Origin of the sequence: Chryseobacterium sp. YIM B08800 (assembly GCF_026163565.1) — a bacterium.
Taxonomy (GTDB): Bacteria; Bacteroidota; Bacteroidia; order Flavobacteriales; family Weeksellaceae; genus Chryseobacterium.
The window spans coordinates 86,115-106,931 of sequence record NZ_JAPDKN010000011.1 but is presented as its reverse complement, the minus strand read 5'-3'; the positions used below and the strand labels follow the sequence as shown (position 1 = coordinate 106,931).

Sequence of the window (20,817 nt, the reverse complement as noted above, 5' to 3'; positions counted from 1 at the left end):
ACACAAATGATTCTATTAAGTATACACAACCTCAGTCTTCCGATAGAAGACCCGGTCTTGAAGTTCCTTTTGGTGCTTATCATCATTCTTGCAGCGCCTCTTCTCCTCAATAAAATTAAAGTCCCTCATTTATTAGGATTGATTATTGCCGGTGCAGTAATTGGCCCGAACGGATTTAATGTCTTGGCAAGAGACAGCAGTATTGTAGTGACCGGAACAACCGGATTGCTTTACATCATGTTCCTTGCAGGTCTTGAAATTGATATGGGAGATTTCAAGAAAAACAAGTGGAAAAGTCTTACCTTCGGGATATTTACATTTACGGTACCGTTTGTTGTAGGATATTTGGGAGGTCACTATATTCTGAAATTTTCGGTATTAACGTCTATACTTTTTGCCAGTTTATTTTCATCTCATACGTTAATCGCATATCCTTTGGTCAGCAAATTGGGTATTGCAAAAAATCCGGCTGTAAACATTACCGTTGGGGGAACAATGATTACAGATGTCTTAGCATTATTGGTTCTAGCAATCATTGTCGGGATGTCTCAAGGTGACGTAGGAACAGAGTTTTGGGTAAAACTTTCAGTTTCCTTTGTGGTTTTTGCATTGGTAGTTTTGGTGATTTTCCCTATGATTGGAAGATGGTTTTTCAAAAAGGTGAATGATAAAATTTCACAATATATTTTTGTATTGGTAATGATTTATCTGGCTGCAATGTTAGCCGAATTAGCCGGAGTGGAAGCTATTATCGGAGCTTTCTTTGCCGGACTTGCTTTAAACAGATTAATTCCACACACTTCTTCGTTGATGAATCGTGTTGAGTTTGTCGGGAATGCCATTTTCATCCCTTTCTTCCTAATCAGTGTGGGAATGCTGATCGATTTTAAAGTGTTTTTTAAAAGTTGGGAAACATTGGAAGTTGCAACGATTATGCTCATTGCATCTGTTGGTGGAAAGTATCTTTCTGCAATTGCCACGCAAAAAACCTTCAGGCTTTCTAAAGAAGAAGGAAAGCTTATTTTCGGGCTAAGTTCTGCTTCTGCAGCAGCAACATTAGCTTCAGTGATGGTTGGTTACAACATTATACTTTCAGAATCTGAAACCGGAGAGCCCATTAGATTACTAAACGAACACGTTCTTAACGGAAGTATTTTATTGATTCTTATTTCATGTACCGTTTCATCATTCATTTCCATGTCGAGTGCTCAGAAAATCGCAGAACAGGATAATCAGGAAACCGTTTCCGGAAACAGCCACGAACAGGAAAATATTCTTTTAGCCTTAAACCACGAAACCACTGTTGAAAGAATGGTGAATCTTGGAATTTTAATTAAAGCTCATTCGAATACAGAAAATTTATTTGCCTTAAATGTAATTAATGAAGACAAAAATGAATCTTCGGTAAAAAATGCCGAGAAACTTCTGCATCATGCTACTGATATGGCAGCCGCTGCAGATGTAAAAATGCAGCCATTAAAAAGATATGACAATGATGTAATTAATGGGGTAAACAACGTGATTAAAGAACAGAACATCACTGATCTCATCGTAGGATTAGAAGACAGCAAAGGTTTTTCGCCTGCCTTCACCGATAATCTTTACAATGGTTACTTACAGCGTGATGATGTAAATGTTTTGGTGTATCATGCGGTTCAGCCTTTAGCCACCATAACCAACCATGCGGTGATGATTCCTGAAAATGCTCATAAAGAAGCCGGATTTTTTCATGCCTTGTTGAGAGTTTGGAATATTGCAAGAAATTCCGGAGCCACAATGACGTTTTATGCCTCCGAAGAAATTCTTAATATTTTACAGAAAATCATTAAAAAAGCCAATATTGAAGCCGAATTTATCATTATGAATACATGGAAAGACGGTGAACAAACGGCAACTCAGCTTAAAGATAATGAAGCTCTTATTATCTTAATGGCAAAAAGAGGAATGAAATCTTACATTCCGCAAATGCGATTTATCCCGGAACTTCTTAACAAGTATCTGAGTGATAAAAATTACTTATTGATCTTCCCTTTTTCAGAATTCGAAAGCTCAAATTCAGAGAGGCGATCTGTAGGAAATCATAATGATTTTATGGAAATTGGAAATATTGTAAATAATGTTTTCAGATAAACAGGCTGTAAAACAATCAAGTAGCCTTAAACATCAATATTTTTTTAAACAAGATTAAATTTGATTTTGTTTGAAATATGAAAAAACATTACTTTTGCAAAAGTTTAGCGACTGAGAAATCAGTCTACAGGATAAAAACTGGTAAACTTTACTCTCTCGAGAGTAAATAAACGCAGGCCTCACAAGACTACCAAATTTTACATCATGCCGAATTTAAAAATTCAAGAAGCTCAACAGCTTTTTAATAAAATTCGCTCTAACCCGAAAGGGTATGATTTAAAAACTAGTACGGAAGGGATTACAGGCAAGGATGATAAAATTAGTTTCAAACTCTACAAGAGCGGCGAAAAAAGTATTTTTGAAGTAACCATCGACGGACTTACTTTTTCCAACTCTACCGGAGAATGGAATAATGCAATGATTATGTTGGAAAACATCATCAACAAAATAGAGAAAGAAACTGAAAATATTAAAGTACAACAAGCCTTAGACAAGCTTAAAAAGTACCTTTCAGAAGAAAACTAAAAATATTTTAAAATAATTAAAAATAAATTTGGTGGGTAACAAAAAAGTCTATACATTTGCACTCACATTTAAACGATATGGCTAATCATAAATCAGCACTTAAGAGAATAAGACAAAACGAAGTTAGAAAAGTTCGTAACAGATACTATCACAAGACTGCTAGAACAGCAATGAAAGTCTTGAGAAACGAAGAGAACAAAGCAGCTGCATCTGAGCAATTGCCTAAAGTTATCGCTTTATTGGATAAATTAGCTAAGAAAAACATTATCCACAAGAACAAAGCTGCTAACTTGAAAAGTAAATTGACTAAGCACGTTAATAAATTAGCGTAATTATATAGTTGGCCCGTTCGTCTATCGGTTAGGACCTCAGATTTTCATTCTGGTAAGAGGGGTTCGATTCCCCTACGGGCTACTAAACTTAATTACTACTAACCGAGTAATTAAAATAAGAGTTGAAACTTATAAAAACAAAAAACTAACCCTGTAAATTTATTTACAGTTTGGTAGATGGCCCGTTCGTCTATCGGTTAGGACCTCAGATTTTCATTCTGGTAAGAGGGGTTCGATTCCCCTACGGGCTACTAAACTTAATTACTACTAACCGAGTAATTAAAATAAGAGTTGAAACTTATAAAAACAAAAAACTAACCCTGTAAATTTATTTACAGTTTGGTAGATGGCCCGTTCGTCTATCGGTTAGGACCTCAGATTTTCATTCTGGTAAGAGGGGTTCGATTCCCCTACGGGCTACTAAACTTAATTACTACTAACCGAGTAATTAAAATAAGAGTTGAAACTTATAAAAACAAAAAACTAACCCTGTAAATTTATTTACAGTTTGGTAGATGGCCCGTTCGTCTATCGGTTAGGACCTCAGATTTTCATTCTGGTAAGAGGGGTTCGATTCCCCTACGGGCTACAAAAAGAGATTTCAAATTTTGAAATCTCTTTTTTCATTTAATAAAATACTGTTAAAAATCATCAATAAAGTTTGCTTATCTATCTCTAAAAGTTATACTTTTGTAATTCATCAGATGATATGATGTTTTATGATGCAGATTCAAAGAAAAACTTTAGCACAGGAAGTAGCAGAAAGATTAATCGAAGGAATATCCAACGATGAATATGATATTGGCGAAAAACTGCCAATTGAATCTGAACTGATGAAAATCTACGGTGTAGGTCGTTCAAGTATTCGTGAGGCGATAAAGATTTTATCTATTCAGGGAATTCTTAATGTACAGCAAGGCGTAGGAACATTTGTAATTTCTAAAAATGCTCACGAATCTTTAGAATCTCAAATGAATAAAGCTCAGATCGAGGAAGTACAGGAAGTACGTTCACTGCTTGATTCAAAAATTGCAGCAAAAGCAGCGATCAACCGAACTGAAAAAGATCTAGGAACGATTCAAAATTATCTGAATCTTAGAAATCAATTTGCAGAAGAAAATCTTGCGACAGAATGTTATCAGGCAGATATTAATTTCCATCTGGCTATTGCAGAAGCTTGCGGAAATAATCTTTTAAAAGAAATCTATAAAATAGCAACCAAACATATTATGAGTTCTTTCGAAACAAGACATCACAACAATACGGAGTCTTTTAAAATTTCTCAGAAAATACATACCGATCTTTATTTGTCGATTGAAAGTGGAGATACAGAGAAAGCTGCTATCATTGCTCAAAAAATTGTAGATCAGATCTATTAAAAAAATTTAACAAAATTCATCAGATGATATGATGAATAAAATAATAACATGGAAAATATAACTACCAAAACAATTGACACGACGAAAATTGTTTATCCTATCCTTTTTATGATCAGTTTTTCACATTTTTTGAATGACCTGATCCAATCTACGATTCCTTCATTGTATCCTATTTTGAAAGGAGAATTCAGCTTATCCTTTTCACAAATTGGAATCATCACATTAGTATTTCAACTAACCGCATCTATTTTGCAGCCTTTTGTTGGAATTTATACTGACAAAAAACCAAATCCCAGGTCTTTAGCGATCGGAATGGCATTATCAATGGCTGGGTTACTTTTGCTAGCAGCTGCTCACGAATATTATGTTATTTTAATTTCTGTCGCATTGATTGGAATGGGATCTTCTATCTTTCATCCGGAAGCTTCAAGAGTTGCGCAATTGGCATCGGGTGGACAAAAAGGATTGGCTCAATCGATATTTCAGGTAGGTGGAAATTCGGGAAGTGCCATCGGACCACTTTTGGTCGCCTTAATTATTCTTCCTTTGGGACAAGGTTATGTAGGATTGTTTGCGATTGCAGCTTTCATCGGAATCATTGTATTATGGAGGATCGGAAATTGGTATGCTGAAAGATTATCATTAAAGAAATCAACCAAACATCCAAGTGATATTATTGAGATACAGCTTTCCCGCAAAAAGGTAATATTTTCAATCACTATTTTATTGGCATTGGTATTTTCAAAATATATTTACCTGGCTTCAATGACTAATTATTTCACCTTCTTTTTGATTGATAAATTCCACATTTCGGTAAAAGATTCTCAGCTGTTTTTGTTTTTATTCTTAGCAGCAGTTGCTGTAGGAACAATTTTAGGGGGAAAATTGGGAGATAAATATGGCAGAAAAAAAATTATCTGGGCTTCTATTTTGGGAGCTGCGCCATTTACTCTTTGCCTTCCTTATCTTTCATTATTTTGGACAATCATTTTCGCTGTTTTAATAGGACTGATCATAGCTTCAGCATTTTCTGCAATATTAGTTTACGCCACAGACCTTATGCCCAATAAAATAGGATTGGTTGCCGGATTATTCTTCGGTTTTATGTTTGGAATGGGTGGAATAGGTTCTGCAATCTTAGGAGCCGTTGCCGATGACACCAGTATAGAATTTGTCTTTAAAATTTGTGCATTCTTACCTTTGATGGGCATTATCACTGCTTTTTTACCCAATATAAAAGGACATAAAAAATAGCCTCACCAAAACTGATGAGGACTACATAAAAATTAAACTCAATAGAATTTTAGGTTTAAAGATCATTTATAAAAATGGCTTTTCCTAAAATTCTATTTTTTTATTTAAATCCCAAAGTTGATAAAAACACTGAATCTGGATTTCGCCTCAATATCTCCTGCTGCCAAATTGGTGTAAGTAGGAAGCATTAATTCTGTTCCCATACTCAACTTTTTAAAGGAAGCTTCAAAACCCATTTTTCCATACAAAGCACTTCCTGCTGTTTTCGGAAGGTTTTCATTATACTGACGGTTTTTGTCATAAACTTCTCCCTGCAAACCTGCTTTCCCAGAGATAATAGTTTTCTCATCTCTAAAAATTTGATAAAATCCGGTGGCTGAATAATTCCATTGATTGCCAAACTGGTAGTGTTTTTTATTCTCAGTTTTGATGGTATAATCGGTATTGAGAAGAACAGCCACTTTATTTTTTTGAAATCTGTAATTCAAAACAGCCTGATAATCCCAACTTCCGGTTCCCAACTGAAAACTTGGATTAACTCCTGAAACTCCTTTTTCATCAAATTTTCCGAGTGGAACTTTCACACCTACTCCACCATTCAACTCATGCGCATTGTCTTTTGAATTGATCAGTTTATAAATTCCCATCAGATTAAAATCACCTATCCCGTTAATATTAATGTCGGCCTGCAAAGTTTTTTTTTCATGAAAATGAAACGGTAAACTTGCATAAACACTTAATTTTTGAGTTAAAGGAACTTTAGCCCAAATCTGAATGGTATTGAAATACTGATCCTGGGTTAAATCTTTCACAAATAAATTTTCTTTTGCTTTATAATGTTGAGCAAAATATTTAATTCCAATAAACTGAGGATTCAAGAGCGACTCAAAACCGGAAGAGCCGTTTCCGGCAGCACATCCGCAAGCATCACATTCATTAAATAAAATTTCACTCAGATTATCTGGAATATATAAACTGTCATTGATCGTTTTAGCCTGATTTAAATTAAATAAAACCAAACTTAAGATTAAAAGTATCTTCTTCATTTTAATTAAAATTTATTCCGCAAACTTGGGATTAGAAATAAAACTTTTGTCAGATAAGGTCTTTAGAAAAGCAATAATGAATTGTTTTTCCTGAGCGTTCATCGCAATTCCGATATGATCATTCTGTTTCAGTTGCGGGTCAAGATTGGGATCATCTTCTACATTATCTGAATAGAAATTGAGCACTGCTTCCAACGTATAAAATCTTCCGTCGTGCATGTAAGGCGAAGTATATTCTACATTTCTCAAACTCGGAACTCTGAATTTCATCCAGTCATTTTGGTCCAGCGTTACACGATATCGTCCTGCATCTTTGAACTGCGTATTGTAATACATTCCGGTATTTCTGAAACTTTCATCGGTAAATAGTTCTCCGCTGTGACACGACGCGCATTTTTGCTGAAACAAAGCCATTCCTTGAGATTCTTCAGAGTTTAATTTTTCTTTTCCCTGCTTGAAACGGTCATATTTTGAATCAGCGGAAATTAAAGTAGCCATAAACTGAGACAATGCTTTTAAAACTCTTTCTCCAGTAATATTTTCGTCTCCATAAGCCTGTTTAAACAATTTTTTATAAACCTCATCTTTGCTGAGTTTTGCAATTGCTTCAGGCATCGAGCTATCCATTTCGTTGACATCCGTCATCGGAATAATCGGTTGTTGATTTAAATTATGAATCACGCCATCCCACATATATCGTTTTAAAAACGCCATATTTTGGATGGATGGTGCATTTCTGATTCCTAATCTGTCATCGATTCCGTGACTTACCGTATGACCGTGATGGGTAAATGCATTTTCCTGAATATGACAGAAACCGCATGAAATCGTATTGTTTCTGGAAAGTCTGCCTTCATAAAATAATTTTCTTCCCAACTCCACTCCATTTTTTGTGATAGGATTTTCTGCTGGGTCGAAAGTCATTTCCGGAAAATAAGATGGAAACTCCAAATGAACGGCTTCATCTTTTTCTAAAGGCTGAATAACTTCATCTGAACACGAGATGAAATTCAGAAAAGTAGTTAAAACGAACCCAATTTTAAAGATCTGCTTAATCATTGTGAACATGGTCTACTTTAAACATTTTGGTTAAATTATTTGTAACATTCACCAAATGCTGATTAGAACCCATCGCCATATCATTTGTCGAAGAAAGATTTAAAGATGTTTCTCCGCTTAAATATTGATTAAGATCTGCCAAAATATGAATGGAAGGTTTTATACTCGTAGAAACTCTCGCCGTTGTCGGAAGGTCTAAAATTACTTCACGATATAAATCCGGAGTATTGTTTGCGGTAACATTTCCCATGTTTCCGGTGTGATTCATAAATTCTGTGTTGGCAGAACCTGTTCCGTATTTTCCTTCTAACTTCACGAAAATATATCCTGCAGCCCACGACCAAGTGAGACTTTCTTTTTTAGCTTTTTCCCAGAATTCTGCCTGTCCGTTTTGTCCGAGTAAATACGCGTTCTGACTGATTCCCAATCCGAATTTTATTTTTTTATAATTGTTTTTTGGAACCTCATCTAAATCTACATACACAATTCCGGCAACAGCTTTTTCCTGATTGATGATGAAAGCACCTTTGTCGGGATTATTTTCGTTGTATTTGAATTCGTTTCCGTTTTCATCAATTAAACTGATATTGCTGATAACGTATTTTAATGTTGAAAACTGATGTTTTTGTCCGTTTGAAGAAGTTTGAGTTGTTTGATTGAGAACAATATCTCCTAAATTATTGAAACCGTTTTCGAATTTGAGCTGAAGTTTTCCTTTTGTTTCCGGTGATGAATCTTCTTCATCGCTGTTTCTACATGACGTAAAAGTGAAAAAAGTAAAGACTATAAAGAATAATGATAAAAATTTATAAATTTTCATATGTAAGTTTCTAATTTTTTTAATTGTCATATGTAATCGCCTATACAAATAGTGATTGCTTTCGAACTTCAGCAAAGGCGATTTCATTTTTGATTTTTTAGTGATAAATATGTTAGTTTAATTCAGGATAAGAAATATTGATAGCCGTTTGTAATCTTTAAAATTTGAAAAGATTTTTTTACGCAAAGATTCTTGTGTTTAAACTTTATATTTTAGAAAGCAAAGGCAAATAAATTTGCATCACGAAGCGTGAACGACAGCTTTATCAGTTAATTTATTGATTCTTCTTTGCTTACTTAAATCATAATTATTTTAAATAGATTTTTGCGTTAAATAAATAACTGTCGATATTCATTATTTAACCTGAACTCAAATTATGTTGGTATGCTCATCGCGATAGGGATGGAAGCGGTTATCCTTTTTTTGGATTCTGACGCAAGGAAGAATCTAAAAAAAGATATGAGCGGACAGCCCGACCCAAGCGGCTGGAAAAGCCATGGAAAGGGAATCGCCCAAAATAATAAAAAGGAATACTAAAAAACCGGCGGTCTGAAAATGTGTTTTAAAAACAGAAACGAGTAGCCTGTTTTGTAAAGGAAATTGGTTGTAGAAAAGACTGACTTTTCTGTGGAATTGACGGCTATAATTTCAGGAAGGACGTAGATGTCGAGTAATTTTTGTCCTGAATTTTTTGTTTTGTGTAAAGGTGAAGAATCGGTATCGGTGGTTTTTGATAATTCTTTAGCAAGATAACATTTACCATTACAGTTGAGCATAACATTTTTCCTGTTGACGCAGAGTTCTTCGCTGATATATTGATAATTTACAGCATACTCCACCAACGGAATCAGAGGTCTGAAAACCGTGAAAAAGGTGAGAAATATGCTGCAAATTAAATTCAAAAGATTATTTTTTGCTTAATGCTTCGTCATATCTTCTGCTGATCTCTTTCCAGTTGGTTACATTCCAGATTGCAGTTAAATAATCCGCTCTTTTGTTCTGATATTTCAGGTAATAAGCGTGTTCCCAAACATCGATTCCGAAGATTGGAGTTCCTTTTTCTTCTACAACATCCATCAAAGGATTGTCTTGGTTTGGCGTTGAAGAAACGAATAATTTTCCGTTTTTATCAACAGAAAGCCAAGCCCAACCCGAACCGAAACGGTCTGCTCCAGCTTTGCTCATTTTTTCTTTAAATGCATCCATACTTCCGAAAGCATCGTTGATTGCTTTTGTTAATTTTGCAGATGGTTTTGTGTCTTTTTGAGGTGTAAGAACCGTCCAGAACAACTCGTGGTTGTAGTGACCTCCCGCATTATTTCTTACAGCCATTGGTAAAGTTCCTGCTTTTGAAAGAATTTCAAATAAAGTTTGCTTTTCCTGTGGAGTTCCGGCAATTGCTTTATTCAAATTGGCAACATAAGCCGCTGCGTGTTTTGAATAGTGAATTTCCATAGTTTGTGCATCGATATTACCTTCCAATGCATTGTATGCGTACGGTAAAGGCGTCTGCTTAAACTGTGCAAACGCAAACTGCGCCGCAAAAACCGCACTTAGTGCAGCGATTTTAAAAATCTTCATAACTTTTTGTTTATATGGTTTAACATTTATTTTTTTTGCTGGAAGATGGGTGATGGAAGATAGAAGTTTTTGTAGTCTGTTATTGACTTCCCGCATCCAGCTTCAGGCTTTCTTCCTTATTTCAATAATTTCTTTATATCCTCGATTAAAATTTCTCTGTCGGGATGAAATTTCCCGTTCAATTTAGGGATTTTTCCTTCGGCGTCTTCATAATTCAACCCTGAATAGTAAAGAATCGGCATATTTTCTTTGTTGTATCTGCAACGGATATTCCCTTCTTTATCAACTAAAGCAATCATTCCGCTGTGATTGAGATTTTCGCTTTCATCTTCTTTATCTCCGACGTAAATATCAAATTTATCAGCAAGATCTCCAATATAAGTTCGGTCACCTGTCAGAAAATGCCAGTTTGGAGATTTTGCTCCAATCTTTAGCGCATGTTGTTTTAATAATTCTGGAGTATCATTTTCAGGGTCGATGCTTATTGAAATAATTCCAAAATCGGGATCATTGATCTCATCTTCAATAAATCTCATATTGGTATTCATCACCGGACAAATTGTAGGGCATTTGCTGAAGAAAAATTCTACTAAATATACTTTTCCTAGCATATCTTTGTTGGTGATTTTTTTACTGTTCTGATCCGTCAGCTCAAAATCCGGAACTTTCATCACCGTATAAAGACTACTTTTAAAATAGCTCATCCCAACACCAATTCCCAAAAACAACAATGCAATAACCGCAATCGGAATAATAATCTTCTTTTTTGCGCTGCTTTCGGTCTTTTTATTTTTGGACATATTTCTCAGGATTTTTCTTAAACTCATCCTTACAGTAGCTACTGCAAAAACCGTACGTTTTTCCTTTGTAAACTACCGTGTCTTTCATATCGTCTTCCGTTTTCATCTCACAGATCGGATCGATGGCGTTGGCAAACTTTACTTTTTGAGTAGTCGTTTTTGTAGTTGTATTTTTCTTTTTATGCTTTACTTTAGGCGTTTCCTGCGCACAGGCTAATAATGAAACAGACAATAATGCTGTTAAGATAACTTTAGATCTCATTAAATAGAATTTAAAATTAAGTTTAATTAATATGAATATAAGCCTTGATAAAAATCAAAACTAAAGTTTCAGGTTAAATAAATTAAACTAAAGGAGGATGGAATATTCGGGAAAAATATTCTGAAGAATGTAATTGAATATGATTTGAATTAGGCTTTTCTGATTTTAAATCAGCTTTACCGATGTTTGAAAAAGACAGAATTTTATTAGATAAAAAAACATCTAAGCCTGCAATCTTTATATTCTGAGCATTATTAGATTCCTTCTCAGTTTTTGCCAACTCTTTTTTTACAAAACACTTTCCTTTACAATCAGACTCTATGATTTTTCTATTTTCACAAAGATTTTTTACAATGTAATCGTAGTTGATCGCATAATTTAACATTGGCAAAACGGGACGAATTGCAATGGTAAATACGATGAAAAAGGATAAGAAAAACTTCAAGTATCAAATCTTTAGTACAAATATAGTGTACAAAATTTGTTTCTGCATTAATTTATGATGAAAGTCAGTTTTACAAATGGAATCTGTATGTTGAAACATGGAAGTTTTTGATGTGGATAATTGTCTTCATTAAAATTCCCACAGATCGCACGGATTTGCGTAGATGTCTGCATTGTTTTTTTAAATCTGCTCTATCTCCAAAATCTGCGTGAGATAAATTTTGGCTAAAGCCAATGGAAGATTGATATTTTTAAGGGCGGGCTAAAGCCCATCCCTATTGATAAAACCAAATATAAATTGTTGCAGCCTGCTTTTAAACTTCCAACATCGAGCTTCCGTCTTCCAGCATTATTAAAATTTCATTCTCTGAATTCTTACTGCATTTAAGATTGCCAGTAATGCAACACCCACATCGGCAAAAACAGCTTCCCACATCGTTGCCAAGCCTCCTGCTCCTAAAACTAAAACAATAGCTTTTACCGCAAATGCTAAAATTATATTTTGCCAAACTATCTTTTTAGTTTGCTTTCCGATATTGATCGCCATTGGGATTTTGCTCGGTTTATCATCCTGAATTACGACATTGGCAGTTTCAATTGTTGCATCACTTCCCAATCCGCCCATTGCAATTCCGACATCGCTTAAAGCGACAACAGGAGCATCATTTACTCCATCACCAACAAAAGCTACGGTTTGATTTTTTGCTTTCAGTTCTTTTACTTTATTTACTTTATCTTCGGGAAGTAAGTCTCCGAAAGCATTTTCAATTCCCAATTCATTGGCTACAAATTGTACAACAGAAGTTTTATCACCGCTCAACATCGTGGTTTTTACATTCAGTGCTTTTAATTTATTGATCGTTAACTGAGCATCTTCTTTAATGGAATCTGCGATGGTAAGATATCCCACAAACTTTTTATCGTACGCAACTGCAATTAAAGTATAAACAATGTTTTCAGTTTTTAAATTATAGCTAATGTTGAATTTATCCATCAGCTTAAAGTTTCCAACCAATAATTCTTTTCCGGCAATCGTTGCTTTTAAACCGTGACCGGCAATTTCTTCTACATTTTCTAATTGAATAGAATGATCGATCTCGCCCACAAACTGATGAATGGCTGTTGCTACAGGATGTGTACTCTGGCTTTCAAGCGCATTGACCCGTTTTAAAATTTCATCTTTATTAAATTCGTTTCCAAAGTTTACTTCCTGAACTTTGAAAACTCCTTCAGTCATCGTTCCGGTTTTATCCATCACAACGTTTTGAACATTTGCCAAAACATCCAGAAAATTACTTCCTTTAAATAAAATTCCATTTTTACTTCCGGCGCCAATTCCACCGAAATAACCCAATGGAATAGAAATCACCAATGCACAAGGACAAGAGATCACTAAGAAAATCAACGCTCGGTACAGCCAACTTTTAAACTGATACTCTTCAACGAAAAAGTAAGGTAAAAAAGTAATTCCAATCGCTAGAAATACAACAATAGGAGTATAAACTTTAGCAAATTTTCTGATGAATAATTCTGTCGGAGCTTTTTGAGAGGTCGCATTCTGAACCATTTCTAAGATTTTACTCAGTTTACTGTCTTTATAAGCTGTTGTGACTTTTACCTGACTGACTGTATTTAAATTAATCATTCCGGCTAAAACCATTTCACCTTTAGATTTTGTATCCGGTTTGCTTTCTCCGGTAAGAGCGGAGGTATTGAAAGAGGCTTTTTCAGAAAGTAATTCGCCATCCAAACCCAGTTTTTCACCAGATTTTAATTGAATAATATCTCCAATATTCGCTTTTTCAGCTTTTATTACTTTGGGAGTTCCATTTTCTAAAACGGTCACTTCATCAGGACGCTGATCCAGAAGCGATTTAATATTGGTTTTCGCTTTGGTAACTGCCATTGCCTGAAAAACTTCCCCCACCGAATAAAACAACATCACCGCAACACCTTCAGGATATTCTCCAATCGCAAAAGCACCGATTGTAGCAATTCCCATCAGGAAAAATTCTGAGAAAACATCGCCTTTAACAATACTTTCATAAGCTTCTTTTAAAACAGGAATTCCCACAGGAATATAGGCTATCAAATACCAAACAAGACGCACCCAACCGTTAAACCAATTGTTTTCAATGAAATTATCAAACGTAATTCCGATTAAAAGCAAAACAAACGATATGATTGCCGGCAAAAAAAGCTGAAGAGTCGATTTGTCTTGAACCTCGTGAGAATGATCATGGTCGTGACCTTCGTGATTATGCTCTTTTTTAGGTTTTGTAGTGCAACATTCTTCCATAACAAATAATTTTAAACAAATGTACCGTGAACACGAATGCAATACTATTGCAAACTTTCGAAACAGTTTTCGCAAATACCTTTCGCAAAAAGCCTTATTTCATCAATCCTAAAATTGGTTTTCATGCTTTCGGGGAAAGAAATATCTTCTTTGCAAGTCGTTTGTTTACAAATCTTGCAGTAGAAATGCAGATGCCAGTCTTTATGCGTTTTTTCGTTACAATCATCATGACATAATTTATATTTAGTGGTCGAATTTTCCTGAATGCTGTGAACAATTCCTTTTTCTTCGAAGGTTTTTAATGTTCTGTAAATTGTGGTTCGATCTGCATTTTCAAAATAGTTTTCGATCTCTGACAAAGACAAAGCTGTTTCTTGTGAACTTAAAAAATCGTACACCAAAATCCTGATGCTTGTAGGTTTGGTATTTTTGTCGATGAGCTTATTTTCGATTTCTTGCTTCATACTATAAGACTTTCATTGGTGAGAGTCTTTCAAAGTTAGCCTTTTAGAATATATTTTAATGTTTTAAATCAAAAAAAGAGCCTTTGCATTTCTACAAAGACTCCAAAATAAAATCAAAACTATAAATTTGGATTATTCTCAATTTCTTTCTGCGGAATTGAAAACAAATAATATCTGCTGTTAGGCGCAAAAGCCGATTGATCAGGAAAAGCAAAGATAGAATGCCCTCTTCCATTAACAGTTTTTACTGTACCATCCGGAGTTGTGACCTGCACCTGAATCGGTTGCCCGCTTGAGTTTACATACGCCTTTCTTTCTACTTTACCCTGTGTTCTGATGATGTCTAAGAGAGAGAAACCTTCTCCGAACAATTCTTTTCTTCTTTCAGTCAAAATTTCTTTAATGACATCATTCTTTGCAAGAGAACCATTATAAACATTGGCATTTCTTGTCGTTTTTAGTTGATTTAAAACAGTGACTGCATTCGTAACATTTCCGCTTCTTGCTTCAGCTTCAGCTTCAATTAAATACATTTCTGCAGCTCTCATGAAAACGATATCGGCAATTAAATTAGCTTTAAACTTAAATTTAGCATATCTCAAGAGCCCCTCTCTTCCTGGCAAACCGTCCCAAGAAAATAAAGAATAGCGGATGTCATTGGTATCAAACAAATCTTTAAAATAAGGATCTGCCATAAAGCTGTAATAATAACTTCCCGAAGATGAAACATCCAAATAGTGGAATGCATAGCTTTCACCAGACTGTTCCTGAGTTTGTGCGTGTCCCCAAATCCATTCTCCGTTGGTAATATCGTTGAAGCCTTCTTTATATTTTTCGGCATTCATCAAAGGGAATCCGGTTTTCGCAATTTGTGCAGAAGCTACAGCTTTGGTCCATTCTCCGGTATTCAGATATACTCTTGCTAAAAGCCCGTTGACTACAGAACGGTCAATCTTATCTTTATTATTTCTTGTATAATTTTGAAGCAATTGGTTGGCATCAGTCAAATCACTTTTAATTAAATTATAAATTTCTTCAAGACTCGCTTTTTTCTTTCCTACAGAATTGGTGGTTGCCGGTTCTGTATAAATTGGAGCCGTTGGTGCATTTTTATCTTTTAAATAACTGAACTGATAGAAACTTGCAAGATTCCAGTAACAGAAAGCACGCAAAGCTTTCGCCTGACCTTTCACCTGATTTTTCTTTTCCTGAGTTCCTTCTGCAGCATCAATTCTTGCAATCACGTTATTCATATTATTGATAACAGAATATAAAGATGTCCAGATATAAAGTGATCTACCCCCTGTATTATTCACCAGATCAGTGAACGCATAAGCTGATGGAAAACCATATTTATTGGTTAAAACCGCAACATCACTTCCCATTGCATCGCTAGTTCTTAACACTGTGGAATATCCAATATTGGCATACGTTGTTCCGTCATCATTAAATTTTGCCCAGGTTCCGTTGATTACCGTTTCGGCGCTTTCTGCAGTCTTGAAAATTTCAGCTTCATCCGCCTGATTTGTCGGAGCCGTTTCCAAATCATTTTCACAGCTTACCAGAGAAATCGAAGCAATTAAAGCAAAAGATATGTATATTAATTTTTTCATTGTCTAAATTTTAAATATGTTAAAGCGTAGCATGTACACCAAAAGTTACGGTTCTCATTGCAGGATATCTGTAGTAGGTTGTTCCGTCTAAAGTTTGCTCAGGATCCATTCCTTTATGTTTGTAGAATGTGAAAAGATTTTCTGCCTGAACATACACTCTTAGTTTTTTCAACCCAATCTTTTCAAAATAATCAGACGGGAGTGTATATCCTAAGCTTACATTTTTAATTCTTGCATACGTTCCTGAATACAAAAATCTCGAAGAAGCGGAAGTCCAGTTATTGGTTGTTGTACTTAAAGCCGGAACATCTGTATTTGTATTTTCAGGAGTCCATCGGTTTAACATTTCATAGCTCCATGCTCTTCCTGCAGCACTTCCATTATGCATCAACATTGTATAATCGGTATCGAGAATTTTACCACCCAAACTGAAAGTCAGCAATCCTGAAAAATCAAAATCTTTATATCTGATGCTGGTTGTAAGACCACCCATTACTTTAGGCAAAGAAGAACCTTGCAGAGTTTTTGTAGCTTTTGCATACTCTGAAGTTGTTCCTTCTACTGTATTTCCGTTTGCATCTGTACTAATTGTTTTCCAAAGCGGATTTCCGTTAGTCGGGTCAACTCCCATCCATTCAGGAATAAAGAAATCATAAATAGAACCTCCAACCTGCAAACGTTTTGTTCCACTAACAATTGAACCTTTCGGAAGCTTTGTAATTTCATTTTTTAAAGTACTCAGATTCACATCAACATTCCATTCGAAATCATCTGTTTTAACAGGAGTCGTAAAGAGAGAAAATTCAAAACCTGTATTTTTTAACTCTCCGATATTTGCCTGATAACCGCTAAAACCAACTGACGGAGCCAAAGGCATATCAAACAAAAGATCTTTACTCTGACGCTGGAAATATTCTACATTACCTTTAATTCTGTTTTTCAGAATGGCAAATTCTAACCCCACATTTAAGTTGAGATTGGTTTCCCATTTCAGATCCGGAGTAGGAAGTCTGCTTGCAACCGTACCGCCTTCACCAAGATTATTATAAAATGTGTACAAACTTTGGTAGGCATAATACGTACTCAATTTGTCATTTCCCTGACCTCCATAACTTGCACGAAGCGTCAACTGATCAAAAATATTTAAATCTTTAATGAAATTTTCGCTCGATGCTTTCCATGATCCACCAACTGACCAGAAAGTTCCCCATCTGTTTTCAGGTGAAAATCTTGAAGAACCATCTGCTCTTACCGATCCGGAAATGAAATATTTATTTTTAAAATCATACTCCGCTTTCCCTAAATAACTTAACAAACCTAATTTGTCACTGTTTCCGCTAAATCCTCCTAACAAAGCTGCTGCATCTGGCTCATAATAATAGGGAAGCGAAAATTGGCTTCTGTTTCCTGAAATGGTTTGAAATTCGTAATGATAAAATTCCTGTCCGGCTAAAATATTAAAGTGATGCTGGTTGAGTTTTTTATCAAAAGTCAGAATATTACTGATCGTATAAGACAGCGTTCTTGAGTTTGTTTTTGTTACCGAACCACCGATTTCGCTTCCTTGCCCAATCAAAGGATTGGAATAAAAGTGGCCGTTGTAATTAACCAAATCAACAGAAAAGCTAGATTTAAACTTTAATTCCGGTAAGAAAGTAAAGTCTAAAAATCCTTTTCCTGAAAAGTTATCTTCTCTGTTTTCATTTTTATCTAAAGGTAACGTCGCTGCCGCATTTTGATTCTGCAAAGCACTTGTAGGACGGTATTTTCCAAAGTCGTAGATATAATTTCCATTGGCATCTAATCGGTGGCTTCCGTCCGCATTTCTTTCGTAATAAGGATAAAAAGAAGGAATTACTCTTGCTGCATTTATGATATTATCCGTTCTGGAATCTGAAGAAGGTGGCGCTTCCTGAAGGCTGTTGGTATAACTTAAATTAGCCCCAACATTTAACCATTTTTTGACTTCAGAATTTATTTTAAGTCTCGTACTGTATTTTGTAAATCCTGATCCAATAGCAATTCCTTTATCATCTAAATATCCTAATGAAAAGAAGTAATTGCTTTTTTCGCTTCCGCCACTGAAATCTAAATCTACCTGGCTTCTTGCCGCCACTCTCTGAAGAATATCTCTCCAGTCGTCGTTCCATAAAGCATTAGCTCCAGACAAAAGTTTTCCATCAGTTCCAACTGGTTTTGCATAACTTGAACCATAAGGATTGATTCCTAAAGCAGAAACTAAATTATCACTCGCCATTTGTGCCGCCTGTTGAGAAGTAACCTGGCTCGATTTGTAGCCATTTCTCAAAGCTTCCCAATACAACTGAAAATACTGGTCTGTATTTACCTGCTCGTAATCTTTAACCGCTCTTGTAGAAAAACCCTGACTGATATTAAAATTCACTTTAGCCTCACCCTTTTTTCCGGATTTTGTTGTAATAATAATTACTCCGTTGGCTCCTCTTGAACCATAAATTGAGCTTGCTGTAGCATCTTTCAAAACACTGATCGATTCAATATCATTCGGGCTTATCGAATTGATATTCCCATCAAAAGGAATTCCGTCTACGACAAATAAAGGATTACTTGAAGCGCTCACCGAACCAATTCCACGAATACGGATAGATGCCGTTGCACCCGGTTGTCCTGAAGTACTTACCGCCTGAAGACCCGGAACCTGTCCTTCCAAAGCTTTGGTAATATTGGTAACGGGTCTGTTGTTTATTTTTTCACTAGAAATTGTTGCCACTGAACCTGTGTAACTTGTTTTTTTCGCTTTTCCGTAAGCGACAACTACTACTTCATCTATATCCTGTTCGCGAAGTGTATCTTTTTTGACATCCTGACCATTTATGTTGATGATTCCTAAGAAAAACACTGCAACAGGTGGAATCCAAGCTTTAGAACTAATTAAATTTTTGTTAATCATAACTCATTTCATTTATCAAATTTTAAAAATTAACCCTTTGCAGAAAAGACAGCAAAGGGCATCGATAAATACGATTAACCAATTGCTTATTTTTCCTTTAAAGGCTGAATGTAACACCTTGCAAAGAGCAGGTTGTTAAGATTTCACAGGGTCAGTTCCCTCCATCTTTCTTTATAAGCCGATCGAAATATGTTTACAAATCTAAAAACAATTAGTCTACAAAACAAGTAGACTTTATGATTTCAAATTATTATTTAGTAAAAATTAACTTATTTTTCTCTTAAAAAACACTAAAATAAGGAGTTATAAAAATTATCAAATCCTCAAATATGATAAATATCATTAAAAATAACACAATAACATAAAACAAAAAAAAGTTGCCTTTTTAAGACAACTTCTCATTTAAATATTCTTTTAATTCTAATATAATCGCTGTATTGAAATAAAAACTTCCAAAGTATTATCTGCAACTGAAGGATCAGAAGTTGTATTGCCATTACCATTGCCTGTGGCAATTGATTTATTGTCAATACGTAAAACATAGTAGACTCTGTACCATTTGTTATCGGCGGTAGTAACATCGAAAGTTACAGTTTCATTTCTTCCCTGAGTAAGGTAAACACCATCATCAAATTGTGCGTAATTGTTTGGCAAAATCAATAAATTCGCTCCATGAGAATCGCCTGTATGAGTAGAAACTTCTGAAATCCACACTTTAGCATTAGATGTTGTAATATTATAAATACGCGGATCCATATTAGTACTTGCTCCAGTTCCGTCAAATGCACCGGGAGCTCCTATAAAAGCATCAATTCTAAAAGTATTATTCAATACCGGAAGATCTGAAAGATACTGACTCAGCAAAAATGAAGATGTTTTACGAGATATAGAAGAGTGATAAAAAATCAATTCTCCAGGAGAAATACCACCACCTGCACCAATTGTTGCATCACAAGACTGACCACCAATTGATAAAGAAAAAGTGGTAGAAACAGGACTAGTAACTGTAGGTGTTCCGGAAACTATATAACTAAGTACTCCAGAACCAGAATTAAAATTTCCCGCTGATAAAGTTGCAGTAAGCCCATTTACAGGTCCAATTACCTGAGCAGGATACACGCCACCATTACCATCTGTATAAGGAACATTCATTGTACCCGTATAAGAAACTCCTGAAGTATAAGTATTTGGAGAAAGCGTAACAGCATTACAAGTAATACTTCCCACAATGCCGGGTGCAAGAGAGCCATTATTAAATGTTCTCCATTCTGCTCCATTCCAGAAAACATAACCATTATATGTAAGACCACCTGTTCCCAAATTATAAACAAGCAATCCTGTTGCTGGGGAAGATATCGTCATTTGGTCTGTGTAGGAATCTAAAGCTACTTTTGGACCGAGAAAACCTTTCTTGCTTCCAGACGGCAAACCGTCGACATTTACGTCAAGAATAGCTGATGAATTTGGTGTATTTGTTCCAATACCTACACTTCCGTCCGTAGACACTATAAAGTCATTAGATTGTTGTGCAGCTGTCGAAACCCCTGTAGCAGCATTATCTTTTGCTCCATCTACATGAAAAACTCCTTGAGGATTTGAGGTATTAACACCTACCTGTGAAAACATTGATACAAAAGCAAAATTTGTTATCAATAAAATAATTGTTTTCATAATAATTGTGTTTTCATAATAATTGTTGTAGTAAGCAAATCAAAAAAAATCTGGTGATAAAAAAATTCTTCAAATTTTATCTTTTCTTCATTATTTTTTTTTAACTTCATTCATATTTTATAATTTCAGAGGAAAAGGAGAAATTTGTCTCAGATATTTTGCCTAACAATCTTATTCAAAGTTATCTTAGATATTAAATCAAAAACCAC

20 protein-coding genes, 4 tRNA genes and 1 riboswitch are annotated in these 20,817 nt (G+C 35.1%); of the genes, 10 read left to right on the top strand and 14 right to left on the bottom strand.

The features are described 5' to 3' along the window. Positions 1-6 precede the first annotated feature (6 nt). From OEW74_RS05525 to OEW74_RS05485, 9 genes are all read left to right on the top strand, one after another. The gene (locus tag OEW74_RS05525) at positions 7-2,130 is read left to right on the top strand and encodes a cation:proton antiporter (protein ID WP_265427553.1); all 2,124 of its coding nucleotides are present in this window, start codon (positions 7-9) and stop codon (positions 2,128-2,130) included. A 204-nt stretch (positions 2,131-2,334) separates the two neighbouring features. Beyond that, complete coding sequence (locus OEW74_RS05520; protein ID WP_265427552.1) at positions 2,335-2,655, top strand: hypothetical protein; 321 nt, start codon at positions 2,335-2,337, stop codon at positions 2,653-2,655. A gap of 77 nt (positions 2,656-2,732) precedes the next feature. Further along, entirely contained in the window at positions 2,733-2,987 is a 255-nt protein-coding gene (rpsT, locus tag OEW74_RS05515; protein ID WP_034677968.1) for a 30S ribosomal protein S20, read from the top strand. 10 nt (positions 2,988-2,997) lie between these two features. Further along, a tRNA-Glu gene (locus tag OEW74_RS05510) sits at positions 2,998-3,069 on the top strand. Between the two features lie 97 nt (positions 3,070-3,166). Further along, positions 3,167-3,238: transfer RNA gene (locus tag OEW74_RS05505), tRNA-Glu, on the top strand. Positions 3,239-3,335: 97 nt separating this feature from the next. Beyond that, a tRNA-Glu gene (locus tag OEW74_RS05500) sits at positions 3,336-3,407 on the top strand. Between the two features lie 97 nt (positions 3,408-3,504). Continuing rightward, positions 3,505-3,576 (top strand) — tRNA-Glu (locus OEW74_RS05495). A 130-nt stretch (positions 3,577-3,706) separates the two neighbouring features. Further along, the gene (locus OEW74_RS05490) at positions 3,707-4,366 is read left to right on the top strand and encodes a FadR/GntR family transcriptional regulator (RefSeq protein ID WP_265427551.1); all 660 of its coding nucleotides are present in this window, start codon (positions 3,707-3,709) and stop codon (positions 4,364-4,366) included. A 48-nt stretch (positions 4,367-4,414) separates the two neighbouring features. Next, on the top strand, positions 4,415-5,620 hold the full coding sequence (locus OEW74_RS05485) for an MFS transporter (protein WP_265427550.1): 1,206 nt from the start codon (positions 4,415-4,417) through the stop codon (positions 5,618-5,620). A 104-nt stretch (positions 5,621-5,724) separates the two neighbouring features. Here the strand turns inward: OEW74_RS05485 and OEW74_RS05480 are convergent, their stop codons facing one another. Genes OEW74_RS05480 through OEW74_RS05470 form a run of 3 tightly spaced genes read right to left on the bottom strand, consistent with a single transcriptional unit; the run spans position 5,725 to position 8,545 of the window. Beyond that, positions 5,725-6,666, bottom strand: coding sequence for a transporter (locus tag OEW74_RS05480; RefSeq protein ID WP_265427549.1), 942 nt, complete (start codon positions 6,664-6,666; stop codon positions 5,725-5,727). 12 nt (positions 6,667-6,678) lie between these two features. After that, positions 6,679-7,725 (bottom strand): cytochrome-c peroxidase, encoded by a 1,047-nt coding sequence (locus OEW74_RS05475; protein WP_265427548.1) that lies wholly within the window; start codon positions 7,723-7,725, stop codon positions 6,679-6,681. Further along, positions 7,718-8,545, bottom strand: coding sequence for an MbnP family protein (locus OEW74_RS05470; RefSeq protein ID WP_265427547.1), 828 nt, complete (start codon positions 8,543-8,545; stop codon positions 7,718-7,720). Before OEW74_RS05470 ends, OEW74_RS05475 begins: the two co-directional genes overlap by 8 nt. 384 nt (positions 8,546-8,929) lie before the next feature. Between OEW74_RS05470 and OEW74_RS05465 the strand changes: the two genes are divergently transcribed. After that, positions 8,930-9,082 carry a hypothetical protein gene (locus OEW74_RS05465; protein ID WP_265427546.1) on the top strand — a complete coding sequence of 51 codons (153 nt, stop codon included), beginning with the start codon at positions 8,930-8,932 and terminating at the stop codon, positions 9,080-9,082. Here the strand turns inward: OEW74_RS05465 and OEW74_RS05460 are convergent. From OEW74_RS05460 to OEW74_RS05410, 11 genes are all read right to left on the bottom strand, one after another. Further along, entirely contained in the window at positions 9,079-9,447 is a 369-nt protein-coding gene (locus OEW74_RS05460) for a hypothetical protein (RefSeq protein ID WP_265427545.1), read from the bottom strand. The genes OEW74_RS05465 and OEW74_RS05460 overlap by 4 nt on opposite strands. 4 nt (positions 9,448-9,451) lie before the next feature. Beyond that, positions 9,452-10,126, bottom strand: coding sequence for a superoxide dismutase (locus OEW74_RS05455; protein ID WP_265427544.1), 675 nt, complete (start codon positions 10,124-10,126; stop codon positions 9,452-9,454). Between the two features lie 116 nt (positions 10,127-10,242). Then, on the bottom strand, positions 10,243-10,926 hold the full coding sequence (locus OEW74_RS05450; protein ID WP_265427543.1) for an SCO family protein: 684 nt from the start codon (positions 10,924-10,926) through the stop codon (positions 10,243-10,245). Next, the gene (locus tag OEW74_RS05445; protein WP_265427542.1) at positions 10,913-11,188 is read right to left on the bottom strand and encodes a YHS domain-containing protein; all 276 of its coding nucleotides are present in this window, start codon (positions 11,186-11,188) and stop codon (positions 10,913-10,915) included. Before OEW74_RS05445 ends, OEW74_RS05450 begins: the two co-directional genes overlap by 14 nt. 82 nt (positions 11,189-11,270) lie before the next feature. Next, complete coding sequence (locus OEW74_RS05440; protein WP_265427541.1) at positions 11,271-11,633, bottom strand: hypothetical protein; 363 nt, start codon at positions 11,631-11,633, stop codon at positions 11,271-11,273. A gap of 47 nt (positions 11,634-11,680) precedes the next feature. Further along, complete coding sequence (locus OEW74_RS05435) at positions 11,681-11,806, bottom strand: hypothetical protein (protein WP_265427540.1); 126 nt, start codon at positions 11,804-11,806, stop codon at positions 11,681-11,683. A 178-nt stretch (positions 11,807-11,984) separates the two neighbouring features. Then, positions 11,985-13,931: a heavy metal translocating P-type ATPase gene (locus tag OEW74_RS05430; protein WP_265427539.1), complete on the bottom strand. Its 1,947-nt coding sequence runs from the start codon at positions 13,929-13,931 to the stop codon at positions 11,985-11,987. 44 nt (positions 13,932-13,975) lie between these two features. Further along, complete coding sequence (locus OEW74_RS05425) at positions 13,976-14,395, bottom strand: Fur family transcriptional regulator (protein WP_265427538.1); 420 nt, start codon at positions 14,393-14,395, stop codon at positions 13,976-13,978. Between the two features lie 119 nt (positions 14,396-14,514). Then, positions 14,515-16,008, bottom strand: coding sequence for a RagB/SusD family nutrient uptake outer membrane protein (locus OEW74_RS05420; RefSeq protein ID WP_265427537.1), 1,494 nt, complete (start codon positions 16,006-16,008; stop codon positions 14,515-14,517). Positions 16,009-16,027: 19 nt separating this feature from the next. Continuing rightward, the gene (locus tag OEW74_RS05415) at positions 16,028-18,937 is read right to left on the bottom strand and encodes a SusC/RagA family TonB-linked outer membrane protein (RefSeq protein ID WP_265427536.1); all 2,910 of its coding nucleotides are present in this window, start codon (positions 18,935-18,937) and stop codon (positions 16,028-16,030) included. A gap of 83 nt (positions 18,938-19,020) precedes the next feature. Beyond that, positions 19,021-19,117, bottom strand: a riboswitch (SAM riboswitch). A gap of 240 nt (positions 19,118-19,357) precedes the next feature. Further along, positions 19,358-20,608 carry a hypothetical protein gene (locus OEW74_RS05410; protein ID WP_265427535.1) on the bottom strand — a complete coding sequence of 417 codons (1,251 nt, stop codon included), beginning with the start codon at positions 20,606-20,608 and terminating at the stop codon, positions 19,358-19,360. Positions 20,609-20,817: the final 209 nt, after the last annotated feature.